19 protein-coding genes are annotated in these 24819 nt (G+C 69.1%); 7 read left to right on the top strand and 12 right to left on the bottom strand.

What is annotated here, in order from left to right; all coding sequences use genetic code 11:
• Window positions 1–130 precede the first annotated feature (130 nt).
• The gene (gene drmA, locus P2L57_RS28465) at window positions 131–3748 is read left to right on the top strand and encodes a DISARM system helicase DrmA (protein ID WP_275819175.1); all 3618 of its coding nucleotides are present in this window, start codon (window positions 131–133) and stop codon (window positions 3746–3748) included.
• Window positions 3745–5601: an MrfA Zn-binding domain-containing protein gene (gene drmB, locus P2L57_RS28460; RefSeq protein ID WP_275819173.1), complete on the top strand. Its 1857-nt coding sequence runs from the start codon at window positions 3745–3747 to the stop codon at window positions 5599–5601. Before drmA ends, drmB begins: the two co-directional genes overlap by 4 nt.
• 93 nt (window positions 5602–5694) lie before the next feature.
• Here drmB and tuf read toward each other — a convergent pair whose 3' ends face one another.
• From tuf to P2L57_RS28430, 6 genes are all read right to left on the bottom strand, one after another.
• Window positions 5695–6888 (bottom strand): elongation factor Tu, encoded by a 1194-nt coding sequence (tuf, locus tag P2L57_RS28455; protein ID WP_275819171.1) that lies wholly within the window; start codon window positions 6886–6888, stop codon window positions 5695–5697.
• 221 nt (window positions 6889–7109) lie between these two features.
• Window positions 7110–9212: an elongation factor G gene (gene fusA, locus P2L57_RS28450; protein WP_275819169.1), complete on the bottom strand. Its 2103-nt coding sequence runs from the start codon at window positions 9210–9212 to the stop codon at window positions 7110–7112.
• Between the two features lie 38 nt (window positions 9213–9250).
• Complete coding sequence (gene rpsG / locus P2L57_RS28445; RefSeq protein WP_275819167.1) at window positions 9251–9721, bottom strand: 30S ribosomal protein S7; 471 nt, start codon at window positions 9719–9721, stop codon at window positions 9251–9253.
• A 3-nt stretch (window positions 9722–9724) separates the two neighbouring features.
• The gene (gene rpsL / locus P2L57_RS28440; protein WP_255930050.1) at window positions 9725–10096 is read right to left on the bottom strand and encodes a 30S ribosomal protein S12; all 372 of its coding nucleotides are present in this window, start codon (window positions 10094–10096) and stop codon (window positions 9725–9727) included.
• A gap of 383 nt (window positions 10097–10479) precedes the next feature.
• Window positions 10480–10998 (bottom strand): DUF1707 and DUF4190 domain-containing protein, encoded by a 519-nt coding sequence (locus P2L57_RS28435; RefSeq protein WP_275819165.1) that lies wholly within the window; start codon window positions 10996–10998, stop codon window positions 10480–10482.
• Window positions 10999–11157: 159 nt separating this feature from the next.
• A complete protein-coding gene (locus P2L57_RS28430; RefSeq protein ID WP_275819163.1) occupies window positions 11158–11736 on the bottom strand; it encodes a hypothetical protein in 579 nt (192 codons plus the stop codon).
• A gap of 358 nt (window positions 11737–12094) precedes the next feature.
• On the opposite strand from P2L57_RS28430, the gene P2L57_RS28425 reads away from it, so the two are divergent.
• The 5 genes from P2L57_RS28425 to P2L57_RS28405 all read left to right on the top strand — a co-directional run bounded on the left by P2L57_RS28425 (window position 12095) and on the right by P2L57_RS28405 (window position 17566).
• Complete coding sequence (locus P2L57_RS28425) at window positions 12095–12550, top strand: hypothetical protein (RefSeq protein ID WP_275819161.1); 456 nt, start codon at window positions 12095–12097, stop codon at window positions 12548–12550.
• A gap of 3 nt (window positions 12551–12553) precedes the next feature.
• Window positions 12554–14170: a nucleotidyl transferase AbiEii/AbiGii toxin family protein gene (locus P2L57_RS28420; RefSeq protein ID WP_275819159.1), complete on the top strand. Its 1617-nt coding sequence runs from the start codon at window positions 12554–12556 to the stop codon at window positions 14168–14170.
• 143 nt (window positions 14171–14313) lie between these two features.
• Window positions 14314–15144 carry a hypothetical protein gene (locus P2L57_RS28415; RefSeq protein WP_275819157.1) on the top strand — a complete coding sequence of 277 codons (831 nt, stop codon included), beginning with the start codon at window positions 14314–14316 and terminating at the stop codon, window positions 15142–15144.
• 34 nt (window positions 15145–15178) lie between these two features.
• Window positions 15179–16234: a nucleoside hydrolase gene (locus tag P2L57_RS28410; protein WP_275819155.1), complete on the top strand. Its 1056-nt coding sequence runs from the start codon at window positions 15179–15181 to the stop codon at window positions 16232–16234.
• 3 nt (window positions 16235–16237) lie between these two features.
• The gene (locus tag P2L57_RS28405) at window positions 16238–17566 is read left to right on the top strand and encodes an ABC transporter permease (RefSeq protein ID WP_275819153.1); all 1329 of its coding nucleotides are present in this window, start codon (window positions 16238–16240) and stop codon (window positions 17564–17566) included.
• Window positions 17567–17611: 45 nt separating this feature from the next.
• Here the strand turns inward: P2L57_RS28405 and P2L57_RS28400 are convergent, their stop codons facing one another.
• From P2L57_RS28400 to P2L57_RS28375, 6 genes are all read right to left on the bottom strand, one after another.
• Window positions 17612–17986, bottom strand: a complete 375-nt coding sequence (locus tag P2L57_RS28400; RefSeq protein ID WP_275819264.1) for a DUF4913 domain-containing protein — start codon at window positions 17984–17986, stop codon at window positions 17612–17614.
• Window positions 17986–19752: a type IV secretory system conjugative DNA transfer family protein gene (locus P2L57_RS28395; protein WP_275819151.1), complete on the bottom strand. Its 1767-nt coding sequence runs from the start codon at window positions 19750–19752 to the stop codon at window positions 17986–17988. The genes P2L57_RS28400 and P2L57_RS28395 overlap by 1 nt, the downstream gene beginning before the upstream one ends.
• Entirely contained in the window at window positions 19749–21227 is a 1479-nt protein-coding gene (locus tag P2L57_RS28390; RefSeq protein WP_275819149.1) for a putative type IV secretion/conjugal transfer ATPase, read from the bottom strand. The genes P2L57_RS28395 and P2L57_RS28390 overlap by 4 nt, the downstream gene beginning before the upstream one ends.
• A gap of 15 nt (window positions 21228–21242) precedes the next feature.
• Entirely contained in the window at window positions 21243–22739 is a 1497-nt protein-coding gene (locus tag P2L57_RS28385) for an SCO6880 family protein (RefSeq protein WP_275819147.1), read from the bottom strand.
• On the bottom strand, window positions 22740–23786 hold the full coding sequence (locus tag P2L57_RS28380) for a hypothetical protein (protein ID WP_275819121.1): 1047 nt from the start codon (window positions 23784–23786) through the stop codon (window positions 22740–22742).
• A gap of 249 nt (window positions 23787–24035) precedes the next feature.
• The gene (locus P2L57_RS28375) at window positions 24036–24812 is read right to left on the bottom strand and encodes a DUF8175 domain-containg protein (protein WP_275819119.1); all 777 of its coding nucleotides are present in this window, start codon (window positions 24810–24812) and stop codon (window positions 24036–24038) included.
• Window positions 24813–24819: the final 7 nt, after the last annotated feature.

Here is a 24819-nt window from a genome sequence, read left to right as displayed (position 1 = left end):
GGGCTCGCGCTCGGTGCGTGGCACAGCGTAACGGTCGGCTGTCGTGCCGGGAACCCCGAACCGCAGTGCCGCTGCACCTCGTCCGCTGATGCCTCGTCCGTTGTCAGTCGCCGCCTCTAAGGTGAGCGACGTGACGCAGGAGAGCCAAGAAAGCACCCCCGCACCGCCGGACGACGCCCAGCGCCCGCACACCCAGCCGGTGCTCTATACACCCACCCCCCAGCAGCTCCGAGACGAACTCGCGGACCTCGTCGTCACGGACCTGCTCGGGCCGATCGGCGGCGCCGAGGAAGAGCTGGTCGGCAATCCGACCGACCACTACATCATCGGCCGCCTCGCCCCGGGCGGCGTCGCCTACGACGGTCGCATCAAACTCGCCGGACTACACGTCGAGCCGGGGACGCTCGACGAGGCGGTGGTCGCCGCGGTTCCGGACGCCGAGGAGGGCGATCCCGACCCGGACGCGCCCAACGTTCCCAGTCTTCAGCCCTCCTCGCTCGGGCTGACCGCCCGGATTGACGGCGCGATGGACGAGTTACGGGTGCGGTGCTCCTGGGCGCGGTACGAGCTGGGGCACTCCAAGGACCCGGAGCACACCGGCGGCCAGGTCTGGCATCGGACCGCATTCTCCGGGTGGGTGACCGTCAAGCTGCTGGAAGACGGGGTCATCGAGCCGCGGGCGGTCCTCGCCGAGGAGTTCCCCGGCGTGGTGGTGCGTGGCCGGGCCCGGCGCCATCAAGGCGACTGGCTGGTCTCGCTCTTCCTCGTCAACGGCCAGGAGGCCAAGTCAAGCCGAGACGCGCGCAGTTGGCTCTTCCAGGTCGAGCTGGCAGTAAGCGGTCTGCCGGACACGGCCCCTTTCCTGCCCCGGCGACCCCAGCTCCAGACCGGCGGTGACCCGGCCGACCGCGCCGAGCGGAAGTCCCTGGCGATGACCTACCGCTTCCACCCCGAGTTCGCGGTCGGGCACGGCACGGGCGTGCGCGCCGAGCCCAGCCCCGAGGACCCGCTGCGGGCAGTGGAGATCACCACCAAGGCCGCACCCTCGTACGAGATCCCGCACACCGACGTACCCGATCCGCTCAGCGAACCGGACGCGGACCTCGTCGAACTGCGCGGCCTCGTTCTCGACATGAAGCGCCTCGCCGAATGCGAGCAGGAGGAGCTGCGCACCGCTCTGATGCCACTGGTCGACGGCTACCGCGCCTGGATCGAACGGACCGGGCGAACCATCGACGACCCGGATGCGCGCCTGGCGGGGTACGAGGAGGAGGCGCGCACCAATCTCCAGCGCGCAGCCGAGGCCGCCGACCGCATCGAGGCGGGAATCGGACTGCTCGCCGAGGAGGCGGCGTTCAAGGCGTTCCGGTTCGCCAACCAGGCCATGTGGCGGCAGCGGGTGCACACCCTGGCCGCCGCCGACCGCAGACACGATCCGGAGCTCGCGCTCCAGAGCGCGGTCGACACCGTGGACATCCCGGAGAACCGCAGCTGGCGCCCGTTCCAGCTGGCGTTCCTCCTGCTCAACCTCCCCGCGCTCGCCGATCCGGGACACCCTGAACGCTCCGCCGACGAAGCACTGGCGGACCTGCTCTGGTTCCCCACCGGTGGTGGCAAGACCGAGGCCTATCTGGGCCTCGCCGCGTTCGCCATGGCGATCCGGCGGTGCGGGCCAACCCTGGGCGGGCTCAACTCCGAGGACGGGGTGACCGCTCTGATGCGCTACACCCTGCGGCTGCTGACCATCCAGCAGTTCCAACGGGCCGCGGCGCTCATCTGCGCCTGCGAGACCATCCGCCGCTGCGACCCGGACACCTGGGGAAGGACCCCGTTCCGGATCGGCCTGTGGGTGGGAGGCGCTGTCACCCCCAACTCGACGGACCAGGCGAACGGCTGGCTCAAGGACCGCCGACAGGACAAGGGCCGCCGGCGCCGCAGTGGTACCGGCTCGCCCCATCAGCTGACCAGTTGCCCATGGTGCGGCACCAAGCTGGACGCCGGACGCGACATCGCGGTCGACATGACCCTGCGCCGCACCTTCATCATCTGCCCCGATGTCTTCTCCTGCCCCTTCGGGGCAGCCGCCTTCGATCTCCCTGCGGACGAGCGGGGACTGCCGGTGCTCGTGGTCGACGAGGAGATCTACCGGCTGGTGCCCACCCTGTTGATCGCGACGGTCGACAAGTTCGCCCAACTCCCCTGGAAGGGCGAGACCCAGACCCTCTTCGGCCAGGTCGCCCGGCGGTGCTCCCGACACGGCTATGTCACCGCCGACGCCGTAGACAGCGAATGGGAACGCGCCAGCCACCCGGCCCACGGCGACCACTCACCGGCCCGTACCGTCGACGCACCGCGGGTCCGGCCCCCGGACCTGATCATCCAGGACGAGCTCCATCTGATCTCCGGTCCGCTCGGCTCACTGACCGGGCTCTACGAGGCCGCCGTCGACAAGCTCGCCACCTGGGAGATCGAGCCGGGGCGTGCGGCGCGGCCGAAGGTCATCGCCTCGACGGCCACCGTCCGCCGCGCGGAACGGCAGATCAACGACCTGTTCGCGCGGAAGACCGCCGTCTTCCCACCGCCCGGTCTGACCGCCGAGGACAACTTCTTCGCCCGCCGCAGGTCCACCGATGCCACACCGGGCCGCCGCTATGTGGGCATCTGCGCCCAGGGCGTACGCACCAAGTCGGTGGCGATCCGCGTCTACGTCGCCCAACTCGCCGCCGCCAGGCTTCTCCACGACCGATACGGGCACGGCGAGCTCACCGACCCGTACATGACGCTGGTCGGCTACTTCAACAGCCTCCGCGATCTGGGCGGCATGCGGCGACTCGTCGAGGACGACATCTCCACCCGTCTCACCAGGGCCGATGGGCGGGGCCTGGCCGTCCGCTTCCTCGGCGAACCCGCGGAACTCACCTCCCGGATGTCCTCGGACGCCATTCCGGACATCCTGGAAAAACTCGAACTGTCCTTCACCGGACCGAAGAAGGGATCCCCCCGACCGCTCGACGTCCTGCTGGCCACCAACATGATCGCCGTCGGCGTGGACGTCTCCCGGCTCGGCGTGATGATCGTCAACAACCAGCCGAAGTCCACCGCCGAGTACATCCAGGCCACCAGCCGAGTGGGCCGCCGGGCCCCAGGATTGGTCTTCAACGTGCTCAACTGGGCGCGTCCGCGTGATCTTTCGCACTATGAGACCTTCGAATCCTTCCACGCGACCGTCTACCAGCACGTGGAAGCCCTCTCGGTAACTCCTTTCGCCGACCGTGCCGTTGACCGAGGGCTCACCGGCGTTCTCGTCGCACTCGTCCGCGATCTGAAGCAGGAGTACAACGCCAACCGCGGCGCCCAGTTCTTCGACACCCACGGCGAACTCGCCGACCACGTGGTGCGCTACCTCCAGCGGCGCGCCGAGGCCGTCACCGAGGACGATCGGGTAGGCGCCGAGCTCGGCAGGCGGCTCGGGCTGCGCCTGAAGGAATGGGAGCGCCGCCGCAAGGCTCCCGGCGCGGTGCTCGGCTACCGCAGCACGCGGCGCCAAGGCGACGTCACCGGACTGCTGAAGGAGCCCGACGGCTCTCACTGGCAGCCGATGACCTGTCCCACCTCACTTCGCGAGGTCGAGCCACCGGTGAACCTGATGTTCGTGGGCGACATCGCCCAAGACGCCACCGGAGAACCGCCGTTCACGCCTCGCCCGTGCCCTTCAGCGGCCACTGATGATCCGCAGGAGAAGCCATGACCGCACCCGCCAACGGTCCCCTTCGCGTAGGCGAACTCCGTCCCAGCCAACTCCTCCACACCTACGGCGTCGGAGCGGTCACCGATCTTCCCAACCTCTCCACCATGGTGCTGGGCCTCGATCACTGGGAGCTGCAACAGGCCGCGCCGCTGACCGAGGACCGGCTGCTCGCCGCGGTGCGCAGGCGGTTGGGCCCCCAGGTCACCACCCTGCGCACTCCGCCGTATCTCCAGGAGACCTCGGATCCGTTCGGGGACTGGACCAGGGTCGGCGTCCCAGTGGCGCTCTTCCCCCGCTGGTTGCGCTGCTCCCGCGAGCAATGCGGCATCCTCTCCCCCGCTTCCTCCGGCCTTTTCGAGCTGGAGGAGCACATCCTCCGCCCGGAAAACACCCGTTACGCCCACAACTGCTACAGCACAGGCCGCCGCCGTCCCACCGCGGTCCCCGCCCGCTTCCTTGTCGCGTGCCCGGCGGGACACATGGACGACTTCCCCTGGCAGTACTTCGTCCACCGCGGCGCCGACGCCCCGGCCGAGTGCACCCTCAGCCTCGTGGAGCGCGGCACCACCGGTGAAGCCGCCAACCTGTTCGTCACATGCAGTTGCAATGACGTGAAGGCCCGCTCCATGGCCGAGGCGATGGGCACCCGCGGCGAGCAGGAACTTCCCGCCTGCCGGGGTCACCACCCCCACCTGGGCACCTTCGAGACATGCGACGAGAAGGTCCGTACCATCGCGCTCGGAGCGACCAACAGCTGGTTCGCCTCGCAACTGAGAGTGTTCAGCCTGCCACGTGCCGAGGAACCCCTCGCCCAGGCCGTACGCGAGCACTGGCATTCACTGGAGCTGCTTGCCGCTGTTCCTCCCGAGGCCGCCAAGATGCTGCTGCCCACCCTGGCATGCTGGCCGGAGCTGGAGCAGTACGGCGTCGAACAGGTCTGGAACGCGGTCAGGGCCGAGGCAACCGCAAAAACCGCAGCTCCCGCACAGCAAGCGAGCGACGACGAGGAGTTCGACCTCGCCACGCCGGAGTGGCAGGCGTTCACCGCACTCAACCGGTACTCGCTGCCCGACTTCACCACTGAGCCTGAACCGGTCCCAGCCTCCGCCTCGGCATGGCTGGAGCGGGTCGTGCTGGTCCACCGGCTGCGGGAGGTCTCCGCCCTCACCGGATTCACCCGCATAGATCCACCCGAGTGGCTCTCCCCGGAGGACGAGCTCATCGAACCGGCCGCACCGCTGAGCAAGGAGCAGCCAACCTGGGTGCCCTGCGCGGAGTTGCGCGGTGAAGGAGTTTTCCTCGCCTTCCGTGAAGACCGGCTGGCAGAGTGGGAGAAGCGGACCGATGTCGCCGCTCGGGAACGGACCCTGAGAGCGGCCCACCACACATGGTGCCTGGCCCGAGGGATCGAACCGCGGTGGCCCGGCATCCGCTATGTGCTGCTCCACACATTTGCCCACGCACTGATCCGCCAGTTCGCACTCGAGTGCGGGTACGGGGCGTCCGGCATCGCCGAACGCGTCTACGCCCGTTCCGGGAAACGCCCCATGGCCGGGGTCCTGCTCTACACGGCGGCGCCGGACAGCGAAGGCACCCTGGGTGGCTTGGTCTCGCTAGGCCACCATAACCGGCTCGATCCCGTCATCGGCCAAGCCCTCGAGGAAGCCCGGCTGTGCAGCTCCGACCCGATGTGCGCGGAGCATGACCCACGTGTCCACGGCCACCTGCACGGGGCGGCCTGCCACGCCTGCCTCTTCGCCGCTGAGACGTCCTGCGAACGCGGCAACCACTATCTCGACCGAGCCCTACTTGTCGAGACGCTGCCGGGCGACCTCGGCGCGTTCCTCCCGTAGCGGCGGCTTTCGCGCCGCCGACCAAAGGCGAAAGGGCCCGTACGACCGGAGTCGTACGGGCCCTTCCCGCTAGATGCGCCTAGGCGCGCTGGGTCACTTGGTGATCTTGGTGACCTGGCCGGCGCCGACGGTCCGACCACCCTCACGGATGGCGAACTTCAGGCCCTCCTCCATGGCGATCGGCTGGATCAGCTGAACCGACATGGTGGTGTTGTCGCCCGGCATGACCATCTCGGTGCCCTCGGGGAGGGTCACAACGCCGGTCACGTCCGTGGTACGGAAGTAGAACTGCGGGCGGTAGTTGTTGAAGAACGGGGTGTGGCGGCCACCCTCGTCCTTCGACAGGATGTAGGCCTGGGCCTCGAACTCGGTGTGCGGGGTGACCGAGCCCGGCTTGATGATGACCTGGCCGCGCTCGACGTCCTCGCGCTTGATGCCGCGGAGCAGCAGACCGACGTTCTCACCGGCCTGGCCCTCGTCGAGCAGCTTGCGGAACATCTCGATGCCGGTGACCGTGGTGGTGGTCTTCTCCGGCTTGATGCCGATGATGTCGACGGTCTCGTTGACCTTCAGGACACCACGCTCGATACGGCCGGTGACGACCGTACCGCGACCGGTGATGGTGAAGACGTCCTCGATCGGCATCAGGAACGGCTTGTCAACGTCGCGCTCCGGCTCCGGAATCGCGCTGTCGACAGCGTTCATGAGCTCCAGCACCGACTGGCCCCACTCGGCGTCGCCCTCGAGCGCCTTGAGCGCCGAGACCTTGACGACCGGAACGTCGTCGCCCGGGAACTCGTACTCGGAGAGGAGCTCACGGACCTCGAGCTCGACGAGCTCCAGGATCTCCTCGTCGTCCACCATGTCGGCCTTGTTCAGGGCAACGACGATGTACGGAACGCCGACCTGGCGGGCCAGGAGCACGTGCTCCTTGGTCTGCGGCATCGGGCCGTCGGTGGCGGCGACCACCAGGATGGCGCCGTCCATCTGCGCCGCACCGGTGATCATGTTCTTGATGTAGTCCGCGTGACCCGGGCAGTCCACGTGCGCGTAGTGACGCGACTCGGTCTGGTACTCGACGTGCGCGATGGAGATGGTGATACCGCGCTGGCGCTCCTCAGGAGCCTTGTCGATCTGGTCGAAGGCCGAGGCCTCGTTCAGGTCCGGGTACTTGTCGTGCAGCACCTTGGTGATCGCCGCGGTAAGGGTCGTCTTACCGTGGTCGATGTGACCGATGGTGCCGATGTTGACGTGCGGCTTAGTCCGCTCGAACTTCGCCTTCGCCACTGGGGTCCTCCTGTGGAGTGGTTCTGTACGCCTTACTTCATCGGCGCCAGGTGATCTTTGCCGGGTTGGTGAGGACCCCGAAGGGCCTGCTTACGTATGCCAACCCGCGGATTAAGTGCCGGCTGCCGGGGCACCCGCCACGTTCCTCACGGTTCGTGGCGGAATGCCCCGTACTGCCTGCCGTCAAGCCTAAGGCTTGTGCGACGTTGCGAGAACGTCGGTTACTCGCCCTTGGCCTTCGCGATGATCTCCTCGGCGACGTTCCGCGGAACCTCGGCGTAGGAGTCGAACTGCATGGAGTAGCTGGCCCGGCCGGACGTCTTGCTGCGCAGGTCGCCGACGTAACCGAACATCTCCGACAGCGGAACGAGGGCCTTGACGACCTTGGCCCCGCTGCGGTCCTCCATGGCCTGGATCTGGCCACGGCGCGAGTTGATGTCACCGATGACATCGCCCATGTAGTCCTCGGGCGTGGTGACCTCAACGGCCATCATCGGCTCCAGCAGAGCCGGGCTGGCCTTGCGCGCACCCTCCTTGAACGCCATGGAACCGGCGATCTTGAAGGCGAGCTCGGAGGAGTCGACGTCGTGGTAGGCGCCGTCGAGCAGCACCACCTTGACACCGGTCAGCGGGTAGCCGGCCAGCACACCGAACTCCATGGCCTCCTGGCAACCCGCGTCCACGGACGGGATGTACTCCCGCGGGATACGGCCACCGGTGACCTTGTTCTCGAACTCGTACCCGTCGCCCTCAAGCGGCTCGATCGCGATCTGCACCTTCGCGAACTGGCCGGAACCACCAGTCTGCTTCTTGTGCGTGTAGTCGATCCGCTCGACGGCCTTGCGGATCGTCTCGCGGTACGCGACCTGCGGCTTGCCGACGTTGGCCTCGACCTTGAACTCGCGCTTCATACGGTCGACCAGCACGTCGAGGTGCAGCTCGCCCATACCCGCGATGATCGTCTGGCCGGTCTCCTCGTCGGTGTGCACCTGGAAGGACGGGTCCTCCTCGGCGAGCCGCTGGATCGCGATGCCCAGCTTCTCCTGGTCGCCCTTGGACTTCGGCTCGATGGCCACCTGGATGACCGGGGCCGGGAAGTTCATGGACTCGAGGATGACGGGGTTCTGCGCGTCGCAGAGCGTCTCACCGGTGGTGGTGTCCTTCAGGCCCATGACGGCGACGATGTCGCCGGCACCGACGCTGGGGATCTCCTCACGCTTGTTGGCGTGCATCCGGTAGATCTTGCCGATGCGCTCCTTCTTGCCCTTCACGGAGTTCAGCACCTGGGTGCCGGAGTCCATGCGGCCGGAGTACACCCGGACGAAGGTGAGCTTGCCGAGGTGCGGGTCGCTCATGATCTTGAACGCCAGACCGGAGAACGGCTCGTCCTCGGAGGCCTTGCGGAAGATCTCGGTCTCCTCGTCGCCGACCTTGTGGCCGGTGACGCCCTCGACGTCGGTCGGGGACGGCAGGTACTTGACGACCGCGTCGAGCAGGGGCTGAACGCCCTTGTTCTTGAACGCGGTGCCACAGAACACCGGGGTCAGCTTGGAGGCGATGGTCGCGCGGCGGATACCGGCGATCAGCTGCTCCTCGGTGGGCTCCTCGCCCTCGAGGTACAGCTCCATCAGCTCGTCGTCGGCCTCGGCGGCCGTCTCCAGCAGCTTGCCGCGGTACTCGTTGGCAGCCTCAAGGTGGGTGTCCGGGATGTCGACGACGTCGTACATCTCGCCCTTGGCGGCCTCGGCGGACCAGACCAGGGCCTTCATGCGGACCAGGTCGACAACGCCCTTGAAGTCCGCCTCGGCACCGATCGGCAGCTGCATGACCAGCGGCACCGCGCCCAGCCGGTCGACGATCATGTCGACGCAGCGGTGGAACTCGGCACCGACACGGTCCAGCTTGTTGACGAAGCAGATACGCGGCACGCCGTAGCGGTCCGCCTGACGCCACACGGTCTCGGACTGCGGCTCGACACCGGCCACACCGTCGAACACCGTGACGGCACCGTCGAGGACACGCAGCGAACGCTCCACCTCAACGGTGAAGTCGACGTGACCCGGGGTGTCGATGATGTTGATGGTGTGGTCGACCCCATCGACCTTCCAGTGGCAGGTCGTCGCGGCCGACGTGATGGTGATGCCGCGCTCCTGCTCCTGCTCCATCCAGTCCATCGTGGCAGCGCCGTCGTGGACCTCACCGATCTTGTAGCTCACACCGGTGTAGAACAGGATCCGCTCGGTGGTCGTCGTCTTGCCCGCGTCGATGTGGGCCATGATCCCGATGTTGCGGACCCTGGCCAGGTCAAGTGAAGTGGTGGCCATCTGGCTCAGTCTTCTCTCGGTTCTCGATGGGGTAGCGACTACCAGCGGTAGTGCGCGAAGGCCTTGTTGGACTCGGCCATCTTGTGGGTGTCCTCGCGGCGCTTGACGGAGGCGCCAAGACCGTTCGAGGCGTCGAGCAGCTCGTTCATGAGGCGCTCGGTCATGGTCTTCTCGCGGCGGGCGCGGGAGTAGCCGACCAGCCAGCGCAGCGCCAGCGTGGAGGAACGCGCGGGGCGGACCTCGACCGGCACCTGGTAGGTCGCGCCACCGACACGGCGGCTGCGGACCTCGAGGGTCGGCTTGACGTTCTCCAGAGCGCGCTTGAGCGTGATGACCGGGTCGTTGCCGGTCTTCTCGCGCAGGCCCTCAAGGGCGCCGTAGACGATCCGCTCGGCGGTGGAGCGCTTGCCGTTCAGCAGAACCTTGTTCACCAGCGACGTGACAAGAGGAGAACCGTAGACCGGGTCGATGATGACCGGCCGCTTCGGGGCAGGGCCCTTACGAGGCATGTCTTACTTCTCCTTCTTGGCGCCGTAGCGGCTGCGGGCCTGCTTGCGGTTCTTGACACCCTGGGTGTCGAGGGAGCCGCGGATGATCTTGTAGCGAACGCCCGGCAGGTCCTTCACACGACCGCCGCGCACGAGCACGATGGAGTGCTCCTGCAGGTTGTGGCCCTCACCCGGAATGTAGGCGGTGACCTCGATCCCGCTGGTCAGACGCACACGCGCGACCTTACGCAGGGCCGAGTTCGGCTTCTTCGGGGTGGTCGTGTAGACACGCGTGCAGACGCCACGGCGCTGCGGCGAACCCTGCAGCGCGGGCGTCTTGTTCTTGTCGACCTTGTCCTGCCGGCCCTTGCGGACCAGCTGCTGGATCGTAGGCACCGTTTCTCCGGTTTCTGTGTGCCAGTCTCGTTAACGCTAACCTGAGGCGTTCTGCTGGGCCATCAGCGCTGGCCACCGGCACTTTTACCGACCCACGCGGTCGGGTGTGTCGGAGGCTCTGCACATGCCCGCTAGGCGGGCGCAGGCTCACATCTTTTGGATGTCGCAGTCTCGGAATTCCGTGCGGACTGAGAGCACGCACAAGAACCCGGGGACACCCCAGGCACAAGGTCAGAGCGTACCTAGCGCATGGGCTCCGGTCAAAACAAATGCACACGCGAAGGACACGCCGGGCCGCGTGGACGCTGATGCCACGGTAGTGGCCATATCCCCGATCAGGGAAGACGGCGGAACCGGCCTCGGCCGCCGCCGTATCCCTACGCTCAGGCCAGCCCCATACCCAGCAGGATGATCAGCGCCCAGAACGAGACCACGAGCCAGCCCAGCACCAGACCGGTGGTCGCCATCCCTTCGCCGCCCTCCCGGGTGGCCCGGATCTGCACCCGCGCCCGGTGCCCCAGCACGATCGCCGGAATCGCCGGCACGCCCAGGATCGTCCCGGCGATACCGCAGACCAGCGAGGCCGCCGCAAGACCGTTCGTCGGCCGCGGCGGCACCGGAAGGAAGGTCGGCGGAACCGCGGGCACCCCCTGCAGCCCGGCTGCGGGCATCGTCATCGGCACCGGCCCCTGCGGCAGATCGGCGACCAGCCCACTCAACTCGCCGTACGTACGCGCGTTGTAGGCCGCCCCCACACGCTGCTCGTACTCGGGCTGGCCGAGCCGCCCTTCGGCGAACGCCGCCTTGAGCACGTCCACCGCACGCTCCCGGTCGGCGTGCGAGGCGCGCATGCCCGAAACCGGGCCGTTGCCCCAGGGCTGCAGCCCTCCGTAGTGCGCCATCCGCCCGCGACCTCCCCCACTGTTAGGGACCATTCTCCCCCACTAGGGATCGTGCTCCCCATACTGCTTGACGCTGCGGAGGCGCGTGGAGTTCCCCCGAATCGCCTCCCGCGGGGTTGGGGGTCCTTCTGGGGGGCCGGCCCCAGCCCCCCGGGCGAATCAGTGGTCCCCGCGGTGCGCCAACCGCCAACTCTCCACCCGCCCCGGAGAAGCAGCCGTCACGGTACGGAACTCCCCCACCCGTCGCCCACCACCACCCTCAACAGAGGCGCTACGCGCCACTGCGCCACCCACCCGTCGCCCACCACCACCCTCAACAGAGGCGCTACGCGCCACTGCGCCACCCACCCGTCGCCCACCACCACCCTCAAGAGAGGCGCTACGCGCCACCGCGTCGGCCTGTGCGCACGCCACCCAGAAGCGCTCCCCCACCGCCGTCACCGGCACCGGCAGGCTGCGACGGCGCAGCGGACCGCCGCCTTCGAAGACCACCGCGGGCAGCTCCCCGTCCGGCGAACGCCGCCCCCAGGCCAACGCCCACGGCTCCCCCTGATGGCGACCGCGCAGCGCGCCGACCAGGATCCCGCTGAACGCGGTGTCGACATAGACGGCCAACACCTCACCGCCACTGAGCAGTTCGAGGGCGGCTCTGCCGTGCGTACCGTGCGCCGACCGGAAGGCGAGGCCACCGGGCGCGGCGACGACCGTCAGGTCCAGTGGTTCGACATGGCTTGGCATCAAGTCCCCCGAGGCTGCGGATGAGTTGGCGATTCGATCTTCGAGCAGCTTCACTGCCGGGCCGCACCCGCGGATCGTCCCCTGGTATGGGGCGACCCGGATGTTCGTCGCGGTCGTACCGCCCAGGGGCGGCGACCGCGTCGAACTCGGCGGTCGCCCGGCCCGAATCGGCGCGGTCCACGCACGGTCGGGCCCGGGACGTGACCGCCCGCCATCGGTAGCCAGCTGTGGAACCGACCTGCGCTGCTGGCACACTGCTTATGCCAGGGCACAAGCGCCAGAGACGCGAACTCGCCGCCACAGGCGATCAACGCGCCCTCGCCGCGACACCGACGCGGCCCAGACGGAAACGCGAGCAATGCCAGACACCGACGACCTCCCGGACTTCGACGCCGTCGCCGACGACCACGAACACCAGCGCGGGGCCATCGAGACCGCGGCCCGCCAAGGCGTTCTCCCCGCCGACATCGCGGCAGCCCGTACCGCACCGGACGCCGGCGAGTGGTTGCTGTTCAACGGCTTCGACGTCGTCGAGGACCTGGCAACGCTGCATGGCCCCGACGACGGCCCGCTCGACGTCCCCGCCCATCTCGCGGACGCGGAGTTGCCGGTGCGCATCGACGAACCCACCTCGTGGCAGCGCACCGTGTTGTACCGAAAGCTGCTGCTGGAGGGAACCAGCGTTGAGCAGGAACGGTTGCTCAACCGCGCCTGGCTGCGCCGCCTGTGGCCGTCCCGTCTCGGCCCGCCGCAGATCCTGAAGGTCTGGGAGCAACGCTTCCCCGAACTGCGCACCGCGCCTGCCGACGGGTAGACCGTGGAGACAGCACACAAGGCGGCCATCGCCCGCACTGCTCTGGCCGCCTGCGCCGAGCACGGCTACGCCGTGGCCGGAAGCCTCGCGCTACGGCTTCACCAGGTCGAGGACTCCCGCGAACCCGACGACATCGACCTGTTCACCAACAAGTTGGTGGACGGCGAGGCGGTGCGCGGGGGCGTCAGAGCCGCTCTGGAGGCAGCCGGCTACCAGACCGAGCAGCTCGTCGCCTGGAGCGAGCATCCCGACGGCGTCGGCCCGCAGAACGCGAAGTTGCGCGTCAGCCACCCGGAGCAGGGCTCGGTTGTCATCGACATGGTCCGCGCACCGCGCTACATGCCCGCCACGCAGCTTGACGGGATGCCTGTCAGGGCGGTGCCGGAGCTGCTGTACAGCAAGCTGCAGGCTCTCGACAACCGGGTCGCGGCCAAGGACTTCATCGACCTCGCCGCCCTGCAGGCCCGGATGGGGGACCGCAGCGACGGTTACCTCGCGCAGTATGTGAACGGCTACGGCACGAAGGTCCGGCGCATGGCGCCCGAGCAGTTCGCCGAGGAACTGCGCGGCCGACTCGGGCAGATCCAGCAGTTGCCTGACGAAGCCTTCGCCGCCTACGGGCTGGCGGCCGAGCAGTCCTCTCGGGTACGCGAGTCCGTGAACGCCCTGGCGGACCGGCTCACCCCCGTGTCAGCCCGCGCGCAGCAGCAGCCCGACCAGTCCATCAGCGCGAGCCAGCAGCCACGCCCACACGACCAGTCCCTCTCCGACGACGCGGCCCGGCAGATGGCCGCGCTGTCCGACCAGCAGCTGACCACCTGGCGCGAACAGACCACGCAGACCCTGCGACAGGCCGAGGCCATGGTCCGGCATGCGCCCGACGAGCAGGCACTGGCCCAGGCCCGACAGTTCGTGGACGCCAACCTGGCCCAGATACAAGGGATCGACACGGAGATCAGCCGCCGCGCGCAGTCGGCGAGCGCCCAGCCACGTCATGGACAGGCAGCGCACGTCGTCCAGGCGGCGGTCACGCCCGGCCCGCAGACGGCATCGCCCGACGCGTCCGTCGCCCCGGACCGCTCGAACAGCGTGTCAGCCGACGCGCAGTGGCTGTCCCAATACCGGGATGCCGTGATCAACCACGCCGTGACCGGCCGCGGCGACGAGTCCGCTCGGGATGCGATGCGGCGCCTCACCGAGCAGGCGGACCTCGTGGCCGCCAGGGCCTACCCGGATCCGCACAGCGCACCCCGCATCGCTCACGAGGCCGCCCAGCCCCTGCTGCGGACGCTGGCCACCGCGCCCCCGGTCGGGGCGAACGGCACCCTGCCGCTGCAGCTTCTGCCCGACGACGCCCTCGCCCAACGCCACGCACGCCTCGCCCGCGCGTACCAGGCGGCCGGGCAGGCCGGACTGCCGCAGTCTTGGCAGCAGGGGCAGTTGGCCCACGCCGAGATGCAACGCCGCCAACAGCTCTCCCCCGGACAGCGAGCGGCCGAGGACGGGGTACGCGAGAGCCTTCAGGCCGCACGCCGGGCCCGGCCCCAGGCGGCCGGGCCGGACGCCGCCAGGGCGCTTGGGCCGCGCGGCGTTCCGCAGGCACAGGGCATTCAGCGTTGAGAAATCGCCCTGATTGACGACCAGTTGGCGGGAAACGCCCCTGGTCGAGTCGCTCACATTCCAGTGCGGCCGTGCCCTGCGCACCCCTGGAACGCAAGATTCCGGCCGCTAGGATCAGCCGAAGACGAGGAGGGGGACCCGCGGTGAGTGAGGACTCGACGAACGAAGTCCACGAGGCGATGAGCGCGGCCCTGCACAGCGCCATCAAGGTGGCCACGGAGGTCGCGGAGATGACCGCGATGCGCCGCATGGAACACCTGCGTGAGGCACAGGCAAGGTCCGACGCCGAGCGGAACGAGTTCATGTCCCGGCTGAGTGCCGAACGTGACGGGGCGCTGCCCACGATGCGTCAACCGTGGGACGAGGCATGGTGGCAGCAGGCCCGTCCAGAGGAGATCGCCCGGACCTGGGAGGTCACACAGGGGTGGGCCAGGGCTGGCGATCCGTACGCCCAGTCGACGTTGGAGCATATGAGTCGGCAGCTCAAGGAGCGGCACGGCGTCGAAGTACCCCACAACCGCGACGGGCGCGGCGACCGCACCCCCACCAAGGCGCCGGGCAACGGCCAGGACGTCGACGCCACGCGGGACGCCCGCGACCGGAATCTCCCCGGAGACCGCGACGAGGACCGGCTGCGGGACAAGGCCCACGGCGAGGACGCCGCAGCCCTCGGGTCGGATGAGACGGCGATGGGTTTGGCCGAGACCCACGCCCCCGCCGAAGACGTCCACGCCGAAGCGGACCACGCGGACGACATGCGGACCGCCGCGAACCAGGACCGCGACGCCGCAGCGGCCTTGGCCACCATGGAGGACGTGGAGGCCGCGGAAGCCGTCGCGGTCGCCTCCGAAGGGTTCTCCGGCACGCCATCGGCACGGCTCGCCGCCCGTCGGCCGGCGACTCGGTCGCAGTCGTCCGCCCGTGACGCCCTGCGGTCACGGATGCACGGCACCAGTGTGGGAGTTGGACGCTGAGCCATCGCAAAGCCTGCCGAATGAAAGGAAGAACATGGGCGAGAGCAACGACGACGACCGTACAGTGAGCGAACTGCGCGAAGAGTGGCGCAGGAGAGTGGAACTCGGGGAGATGTTCCCGGAGTTCCAGGCCGCGAGTGAGCAACTGCGCAAAGCTCCCTGGCCCGAGGACCTGCGCAACGCACCGCTGATCATCGACACGGACATCGGCGGGGACGCCGACGACGCACTGGCCGTCGCAGTGGCCGCCCGCAAGGTACCACTGCTCTCCCTGGTGATCACCGCCGACGAGACCGGCCCTGCCGCCGGTCCGGGCCAGCGGGCCCGCTTCGCACGCTGGCTCCTTGACGCCATCGGCCGGCCGGAGGTCCCGGTCGTGTCGGGCAAGTCGGTCGGCGACACGGAGTACTGGTGCGTTGACGGCTTGGTGCCCGAGACGGTGCCAGCCCAGTCCGTGGACGTGGTGGCCGCGGTCCGCCACGTCTGCGCCAGCACTGCGGGACCAGTGCGCTGGGTGGGGATGGGGCCGCTCGGCAACCTCGCGACGGTGCTCCAGGAAGCACCCGAGCTGGCCTCACGCCTGCGGGTGACGCAAATGGGCGGAGCTCTCAACTACCGGCACCCTGACCGGGCCGAGCACAACATCCGCCTGAACGTTCCCGCAGCACACCAGGTACTGGACGCGGTGGCCAAAGGGGTGCTGCCCAAGCCTGGGTTCGTCACGTCCGACATCACGTTCACCCCCGCGATCGCCGTCGGCCCCGACAGCGCGGTGTACCGGGCGCTGGCCGCCCCCGGCGCACCTCAGTGGGCCGCCATCCTGCGGGCTCATCTGGACCGCTGGTTCGAGCGTTTCTACCCCGACACACTGCAGCATGACGCGCTGACCCTCTCGGCCGCGCTGCGCCTTCCCTTCGTGGACTCGATCCTGACGCCGGTCGTCCTGGACGAGATCGGGCGGATGACTTCCCCCACCAACGGCGGAGTACCGGTGATGCTCAGCCGTGAAGCCAACTATGAAGCGTTCATGCGGTGGTTCACACAGGCGCTGGACCCCACCGTGTCAACAGAGCACGCGCAAGAGGCGTAGCCGGTGGACGTGGTTGAGGGCCGTTACTCGACGGTCACGGACATCTCCCGCGCCTACGGCCTCACGCCGGAGCAGCACCGGGCGGTGGAAGACGCGTACGGCGCCTACAGCGAGCACCTGTCACCGTTCATCACCGCCGTGGCCGCGGACATGCTGAAGGACCTACGCCAGGACGTGGCGAACGACCCCGGGCGCCGCATAGTGTTCCTCGGCCGCGACGGGCACAGCCTGGCCGCGGCCGTACGGGGCCTGGACCCGGAATTCGCCGAGCGGCACTGCCATGAGGTCGTGCTCTCCCGTGCGGTGGTGGACGCGGCGCTCCAGGATCTGGAGCGCAACGCGGGGATGAGCTTCCCGCAAGTGGAATCGTTCCGAGTGCGCGACAAGGTGAACGCGGACGAGATCGACCACTCCCACCTTGACCTCACGGACTACCTGCGTGCCTCCGGGGTCCCGGTGGGGTTGCCGGACAGCTCCGTCACCCTCGTGGACACGAGCTTCAAGGGCACCGTGCAGGAAATGCTCGCGGCGGCGTACCCGCAGACCGAGTTCAACGGCCGCTACGCCTTCTTCGGGGCTTCTCCGGATGATCCGCATCCCGGGACGAAGCGCGGTTACGCCTTCCACCGGGAAGTCGACGACCGCTGGCAGGGAATCCCGCTCTCCCAGATACCGGACGAGGTGGAGCTGACCTTCGGGGCCAACGACGGAATCTCGGTGATCGAGAACACCCTGAACGGGCCTTACGACTCACCGACCGCCATCACCTCAAGCGGTCCCCAGCAGCAGCCGTTGCGGAACGAAAGCCAGCCGCTGGCCGGTCTCAACCCGGCCAGGGTTCCCGAGCAGTACCGGGATCCGGTCGTGCGGGAGGCGGTGAAGACCGCGGGCCTGCTCGCAACGCACCACACGGCCGCCGCGGTGGCTCAGCGGGGCGGTACGCCACCGGGCCTGGCCGAGGCACGGGACCGGCTCGCGGGGCAGATACGGGCATGGGTCGACCAGCGCCCCGGAGTCGACCCGCGATTGGGAAGACTGCTCGACGGGTTCGTACGGCTGCGTGCGGATTCACGCATCAACAAGGCACTGGACAAGGCCATGGTCAACGCGCGGATTCCCCCCAAGGCGGCGGAGCAGCTATGGGGACGCCTGGCCAGCCTGCCGACCGTCGAGGACCGCCAGGCGTTCGCCGAGGATGTGGTCAACACGCTGAAGACCACCCAGGCCGAGATGAGGGGGGCCGCGGGCCGACGGGGGGCGACGCCCCAGAAGGACGGTCCTGCCCCCACCCGGCCGCGGCGGTTGGGGCGCGAGGGCGGCGTCGAGTACTGAGGACGGCGGGTCGGTCGGCGCCGCGCTCACCGCGGCGCCGACCGGTCAGTCACCGGTCGGGTTGCTGAACGCCGACCCCAGCCAGAGTCGTGCGTCGGAGTCAGCCACCGGCAGTGGCTCCAGTGTCCGGTGGTCGCCCGGTTTGCAGGCCATGAAGGGTCCCGCGTCCTTGGACATCAGGACGTGCAGGTGCGGGTCGCAGTGGTAGAGCCACCAGCCCGACATGGTGGCCTCCACGACGGCCGCCTCCCACTCCTGCCACATGGCGTTCAGGCGGCTGACCGCCTCCGCGTGCCGGTACCACTCGGTGCACCAGGTCAGGCTGCCGCCGAGGCGGCGCTGGATGAGCTTCGACAGGTGTTCCTCAACCCAGGTCGCCAGGTCCGAATAGACGGTCTCGACGGTCTCCGTCGGTTCCATCACGCCCCGCCCCCCGGGCCGCCGGTCAGCCTGTGCGCGTCGGCCTGCTCCGGTGGTGCGTACCTCGCCAGCGAGGCGCGTACCTGTGCCGCGTGCGGTCCATGTTGCCATGGCTCGGTCTCGATGAGGACCGGCCGGGTGCCGGAGGCGAACAGCACCGCCCGGCCGCGCGGCAGCGCCGCGAGGTCGGATACCTCCAGGATCTTCTCCACCCGGGTGGAGACCTGCGTGGAGTGGGAACGGCCCTCGCCACGCGATGTGCTGACGCTGGTGGTCTCCGGCTCGAAGTCGCCCAGCAGTTGGCTGAGGTCGCTGAGGAACTGGGTCTCGGAGACACCGCCGCCGTAGACCCGGATGTTCGCCGCGCTCCACAGCTTCTTCATGCCGTTCTCGCCCCAGACCACCACGCCCTGCGCCCAGGACTGCAGGATCGTCATCAGCACGATGCCGCGGGAACCGTAGTGGCTGTACAGGTCCGGCAGGTCCTTCCAGCGGCACACGTTGGCCGCCTCGTCCAGGACACCCAGCAGCGGCAGGGTCAGACGGCCGCCGGGGCTGCGGGTGGCCAGTTCCTCGGCCGCCTCGATGGTGGCGACGGTCAGTGCGGTCACCAGCGGCCCGGCCGTGCCCTGGCCCTCACGGGAGAGCGAGTACAGGGTGCCCCTGCCCGCCGCGAAGGCGTGCGGGTCGAACCGCAGGCGGTGGGAGTTGCGGGGATCCGGGGTCACCCATCGCGTCACCGACGGGTTGACGAGGAAGTTCACGGACTTCTTGCAGGTGCCGTAGATGCCCGCCCGCTGCTTGTCCGGCGAGTTGATCACTCCCTGCACGCCGTCCGCGGGCAGATGGTGTCCGGCCGCCCGCAGGATCTCCACCGGTTTGGTCTCGGTGGGGTCCGCGGCCCAGCTGAAGACCGTGGTGATGGGTTCGTTCGCCTCAGCGGCCGCGAGCAGCAGGAACGACAGCAGCGACTCGCCTTCGGGGTCGAAGTAGGCGTCCGTCTTGGCGTCCGCGTCCTTGCCGTAGGCCACGAAGATGGACGCGAGCCGGGTGGCCTTCTCGATGTCCGTGACGTACGACAGCGGGTTCCACCACCAGGTGGGCTCCTCGCCGACCACCTTCTGCGGGTCGAAGACCCACACCTCGCCGAATCCCTCCCGGATCAGGCGGGTGGCGTCCACGATGTCCCGCTTGTTCGAGGTCACGAGGACCGATCCGGGCGCGTCCAGGATGGCGGGGATGGCACGCGACGTCGTCTTGCCGGTCCGCGGTCCCCAGATGTCGATCTGCTCGTCCTCCCACGAGCCGTACAGCGGCTGCCCGGTGCCCCGGGCCCGGCCGACGCGCACTCCGGGGTGCGTCTGCGGGGCCCCGAGCCGGGCGGCGGTGGCAGCCACACCCTCGCGCGAGAGCATGGCCTGCTCGTTGCGGTTGGCCAGGTGGCGGGCGGCGGCGTCGACCCGGACACGGGGGTTGCCTGTGCGCCGCACCGCTGCCCATACGAGGACGACCAGGAGCACCACGACCGCCAGCTCGGCGACCACGATGACGGTCGCTGCCGTGCCCGGCCAACGCTGCTTGCCCGCAACCAGGTTGATGACCGCCGCGACCGGATTGCCCGCGGGCTTCGGCTGGTTGGCGATGGCGGCGCCGCCGAGCATCGCGCCCCACGTTCCCAGCACCGCCACGATCAGCGTGCCCAGGCCCGCGACGACCACGATCGGCATGAGGTCGGACGGGCCACGGCTCTTGTTGGTGACACTCATCGTCCAGTCCCCGTTCCCATCACCCATCGCTTGTTGGTGTTGTTGACGTCCAGTTCCGCATTGGTCAGCTCGACGTGGAACGGGATGCCCGGCCGCCCGCCGACCTTGACCAGGAACTTCCCGCGCCCCGGCGGATCGCCTTCCCGGCCGAGCAGGGAGTCCCAGGACGGCGGAGTGGACCAGTCGACGATCATGCGCTGTTCGCGTCGGGACATCCGCACCACCTGCGTCAACGACGGCATCTCGGCCTCCGGCAGCCCACCGCAGACGACCATGCCGGAACGCTCGGCGAAACCACGGGCCTTGAGTCGGTCCGCCTCGTCCGGCAGTGCCAGCAGGTCCGCCATGGTGTGCGTGATCATCGCCTGTCCGAGGCCCTGTTGGCGGTTGAGGCGGGTCAGCGCGTCCACCCGGTCGACGAGGCCCTTGCCCGCGCGCAGTACGCGCCACAGCTCGTCGAGGACCACGAAGAAGTGGCGCTGCGGCCCCAGTCCGGCGTCGGCGAGGGCGTGCGCCGCCTCGACAGCGCCGAAGCCGTCGCTCCAGCAAGCCAGCAGCACCGCGGCCTGGAGTTCGGCGTCCGCCTCGTCGATGCCGCTGATGTCGATGCAGACCCCACCGGGTGAGTCCAGCTGGATCGGGGTCGTGGTCGGACGGGCGAACGCCTCGCCCATCGGCCCGTCGAGCAGGCCCAGCAGGGAGGCGTGCAGGCCGTCGACCCCGTCACGGTAGCGGTCTTCACTACCTCGCGAGAGAGTCACCGCCCGCAGCTCGTCCGGCCCCTCGTCGATCACCCGGATCAGGTCCGGGAGGATCGGCACCCCCTTGTGGCGATCCTCGAGGATACGCAGCGCGGTGTTGATGATCGTGCGTTCCTGGTCGACCACCGGGCGGTTGCGCAGGATGGTCACCAGTGCCGTGATCATGTTCAGTCGTCGGCCCCGCCCTTGGGACAGCAGCCGTTCCCTGTCCGCGCCGGACAGCTTCGCCGCGGCGGACGCGGTCTCCCCCGGGTCCAGGACGTTCAGACTCCCCAGCCCGCGGCCGAGCTTGACGATCTGTCCGCCCATCGCCCGAACCAGGTCCGCGTAGTCCGGCTTGAGGTCTCCCAGGACCATCGGATAGACGCCGTAGCCGGTCAGGCCAAGCACCAACCGCCGTACCAGGGTTGACTTGCCGAGTCCCGGCTTGCCGAGCACGAGCATCGAGGGGTTGTTGATCAGCCCCGCGCGCGAGAACCACGAGATGGGGTCCATGCACAGCGTCGCCCCGTTGTCCAGGACCCGGCCGACCGGCACGCCGGACATGGGGGTACCCGATCCGGCCGCGAACGGCCACAGACCGCACACCTGCACGGTCGTCCCGCGCCACTCCGGCGGCGCCTCGACCAGGGAGGCCTTGCCGCCACCGCGGCCGAGAAAGCCACGCGTCCCCGGCCGTCCGACGAACGGCCTCGGCGCCTTCTCCTTCGCCACAGGTCGTCCCCCCTCCTACGTCGCCTCACGGATCGCCTGCGGAACCAGCAGGTGATCCGGGAGCACGATCCCGATCGGCAGGGCCGCCGCGAACGCGGACGCCTGCGAGCCGTACATCCGCCGCAGTTGCACACGCGCCGGCGGCGCCAGGACGTCGATCGCCGCCGATGCGTTCGCCAGTTCCTCGGGCGAGTTGACGGTCGCGGTCACCAGCATCGAGAACCTGACGACTCCCGCGCCCTTGGCCTCCTCCTGAGCGGACTGCTCGGCCGCGGCGACTGCCACCGCGTCACGGGCGGCCGGCTTGTTGCCGCCCATCCGGAAGCGGGCGTCGCGCCGGTCACGCTCCACGAGCTGAGCGGCCTGCGCCGGATCATGCGGCCGGTACAGCAATGTGACGCGCTTGCGGGCGATGTCGCGGTGCGGCGCGAGCAGGCCGCTGAGCACCGTCGACAACACCTCACCGCGAGGAGCCTCGGACATCCCCCAGGTGATGGAGGCCGCCGAGTCGTGGATGTAGTGGCCCCAGGACTCCTGTGCCGCGACCGGGCCGGCGTCCGCCCAGGTGAGACCTGAGCCGCCGGCGTCCTGCGCCTGCTCGATCAGCACCTGCACGGAAGGGTCGTAGGCGACCCGCACCATCTCGGCCAGTTGCTGGGCCGTCATGGGGCGCGCCTCGCCCGCCCCGGTCATCCCAAGGTGAGCCGACAGACCCGGAAGCCGGGTGCCGACCTCGCGCGCCATCTCGGCCTGGTCCCGGCGCTTGGCACCGGGACGGGGCGACGCCGAGTACGTCACCGAGACCCGCGCACTGACCTGAGCCGATCCCGCCGGGTAGGTCTGGACGACCTCGTGGAGCATCGACTGCGCCAGGAGCGGAGCACCGGGCTTGAGGTTGGACTCCACTTCCCGCGCGAGCCGGGTGCCCGGGTCGGGGGCGGTCTCGACGGAGACCGAGGCCGCCACAAGCGACGGCTCGTGGGCCAGTGAGGCGAGCCACGAACCCCAGTAGGCGACCCATGTGTCCACCTGGTCGGCGTCCACCAGGGCGGCGCCGTCCGCGCCGCAGGCGAAGACCGCCGAGTAGTGGCCGGTGGACGGCACCTCGATCAGTCCGAACGGCCGACCGTAGGAGTCCTGGGCCTCGTGCACGGTGGACGCCGCCGCGAGCCCCGGCAGCCGGAAGCTTCCGAAAGCGGTCAGACCGAGCGGACCGGAACGGTAGATGTGCTGCCCGGCCGAACGGCCCCGGCTGAAGCCGATCCGCGCGATGGCGCGCTGCAACATGGTCCTCCCATGGCGGTCACGAAAGAAGAGCGGAGCGAGCATGATGCCGACCAGACCGAGCATGATCACGCCCGCGATCAGGGAGAGCATCATCGCGATGACGGTGAGGACCAGGCCGCCGAGCAGGACGATGGTCCCGGCGAGGCCCAGGTTCCCCAGCCCTGGCGACGTCGGCTTGCGCCAGTTCCCGTAGGTGCGCGGACCGCTTTCTTCGACGGCGGCCACTTACGAACCCTCCCCTGTGGTGTGCTGTACGGCGCCTTGAGCGGCTCCCTTCACCTTGCCGATCGCCTGCGCGCCCGCGGCGACGGCGAGACCCACGGGGCCCGCAGCGGCAGCGCCGGCCCCGGCGGCACCACCGGCTGCCGCGCCGCCACCAGCGCCCGCAGCTCCAGCACCGGCTTCGGCGCCGGCTCCAGCCTCAGCGCCGCCCCCGGCGCCCATCGGAGCACCGCCGCCGCCTTGGCCCTGGCTGCCTCCGGTGGTCGGGGTGGGGTTCGAGCCGGAGGGACCGTCGTCGTCCCCGCCGCCACCACCGCCACCGCCACCGCCACCACCGCCAGCGCCACTGCTCTTGGCGCTTTCGCCGAGCATCCGGGCACCGGTCGCGATGCCCGCACCGGCCATGGCAGCCCCCGCGCCGCCCCCGCCACCGCTCACCGCGCTGACGGCCGGGACGATGAAGCGCATCAGGGCCGGAAGCGCCACCACGGACATGATGATCATCGCCAGTCCGGACAGCACATCCGTGAGGCCGGCCCCCTTCATGCTGACGATCGCGTAGGCGTAGATCGTCGCGGCGACCGGTTTGTAGAGGAGGAACGCCAGCAGCCAACCGCAAGCCTTCTTGAAAGTCGCCTGCCCGCCCTCCGTGCTCGAAATGGACGCCGTCACCGGCAGCACCCCGGTCAGCAATCCGAGCATCGCAAAGCGCACCAGCATCAGCATCAGCTGAACGATGCACGAGAGAATGGCGATCAAGCCCATCACGATGATGAGCATCTGGGACATGCCGCCGGTGGCGAAGATCGTGAGGTTCTTCATCGCCGAACCGAAGTCCTTGTTGGCGCTCATTTGCAAGGACTGGTCCAGCAGCCAGGTCGAGTAGGAGTCACCGGCTTCCGAGAGGAGTTCGATGACTGCTACTGAACAACCGCAGACGACCGTGAGGTTGAACAACCCCCTGAAGGCCGCCTTCGCCGGCTCGGCTCTTCGTTGCCATGCCAGTTTTCCGGCCGCTATCAGCAGTCCCAGCACCGCGAACGCGCCCACCAGCCAACTCGTGTCGGTCCACAGGAACGCCACGGCTCCTGTGGGTTCGCCGGTGGCCGTCGAGCCCAGCGTGGGCGTTGGCGCCCGGACCCACAGCGATGCGAGGGCGCCGATCATGTCCGCTTCGGCGGTCTGGACGGCCGAAGCGATCTCGTTGATGATTCCCGTGCTGACCGCGTGAGTTGCGCAGCCGAAGGGATGCAACAACCAGTTACACATGCCGGACGCCCCCTCCCATCCATATGCCTGTCACGAGACACCGCTCCACGCCGCGTATCCGGAAAGACCGTTGACCTGTGCCACCGTTGAACTGTCGGCCCCGTTGTCCTGGAGCTGGATCTTCCAATCCCCGCCAAGCCAACGGGCCGTGAAGGTCGCCGTGCTGTACGAGCCGTCGGTCGCCTTGTCCACGAGGTTGATAACCGCGGTGTCGCCGGAGTAGCTGGCGAACTGAAAGCCCGCCAATTGCGCTTCCGGGGTGCCGTCGTTTACTTGGGCTCCCGATGAGAGAACGCCGAGGTCATGGTCCAGCCCCGGCCCTGGAACCGCCTGCTGCTTGAGTATCTCGGCGGATTGCGCATTGTTCGCGACCCCCAGCCGCTGGCCGATCTGGGAGACGGCGAGGAGCGCGCCCAAGGGCGTGTGGGCATAGCAACTGGCGACATAGCCGTTGACCTTGCCCGGCCCCGCGGCCGGAGCGGAGGGGACGGCGGCGCCGGCGAACAGCTCCCACTTGATGTTGGGCGGGGTGGCCGACGGCACGGTCTGGCTGGTGTCGGTCAGACCGCACGCGTTACCCGTGGACCCCGGGCTGCTGGTGGCCGTCGACTGTCCACCACTCGTCTGCTGCCCGTCGGCCTTCGAAGGACCGGCGACCGGCTTGGTGCTCTTGCCGCCGCCGCTCGAGACGACAACGACGACGGCCAGAACCACCACAAGGGCCAGGAAGGCGATCGCCGCGAGGAATCCCGGGCGACGGAACTGGCTGCGCTGGTCGTCTCCGGTAGGAAGGTCGTTGATGCCCACGGAGTTC

This window comes from Streptantibioticus ferralitis (assembly GCF_029223525.1).
Taxonomy (GTDB): domain Bacteria; phylum Actinomycetota; class Actinomycetes; order Streptomycetales; family Streptomycetaceae; genus Streptantibioticus_A; species Streptantibioticus_A ferralitis.
This window is presented reverse-complemented; position numbering and strand designations above follow the sequence as displayed.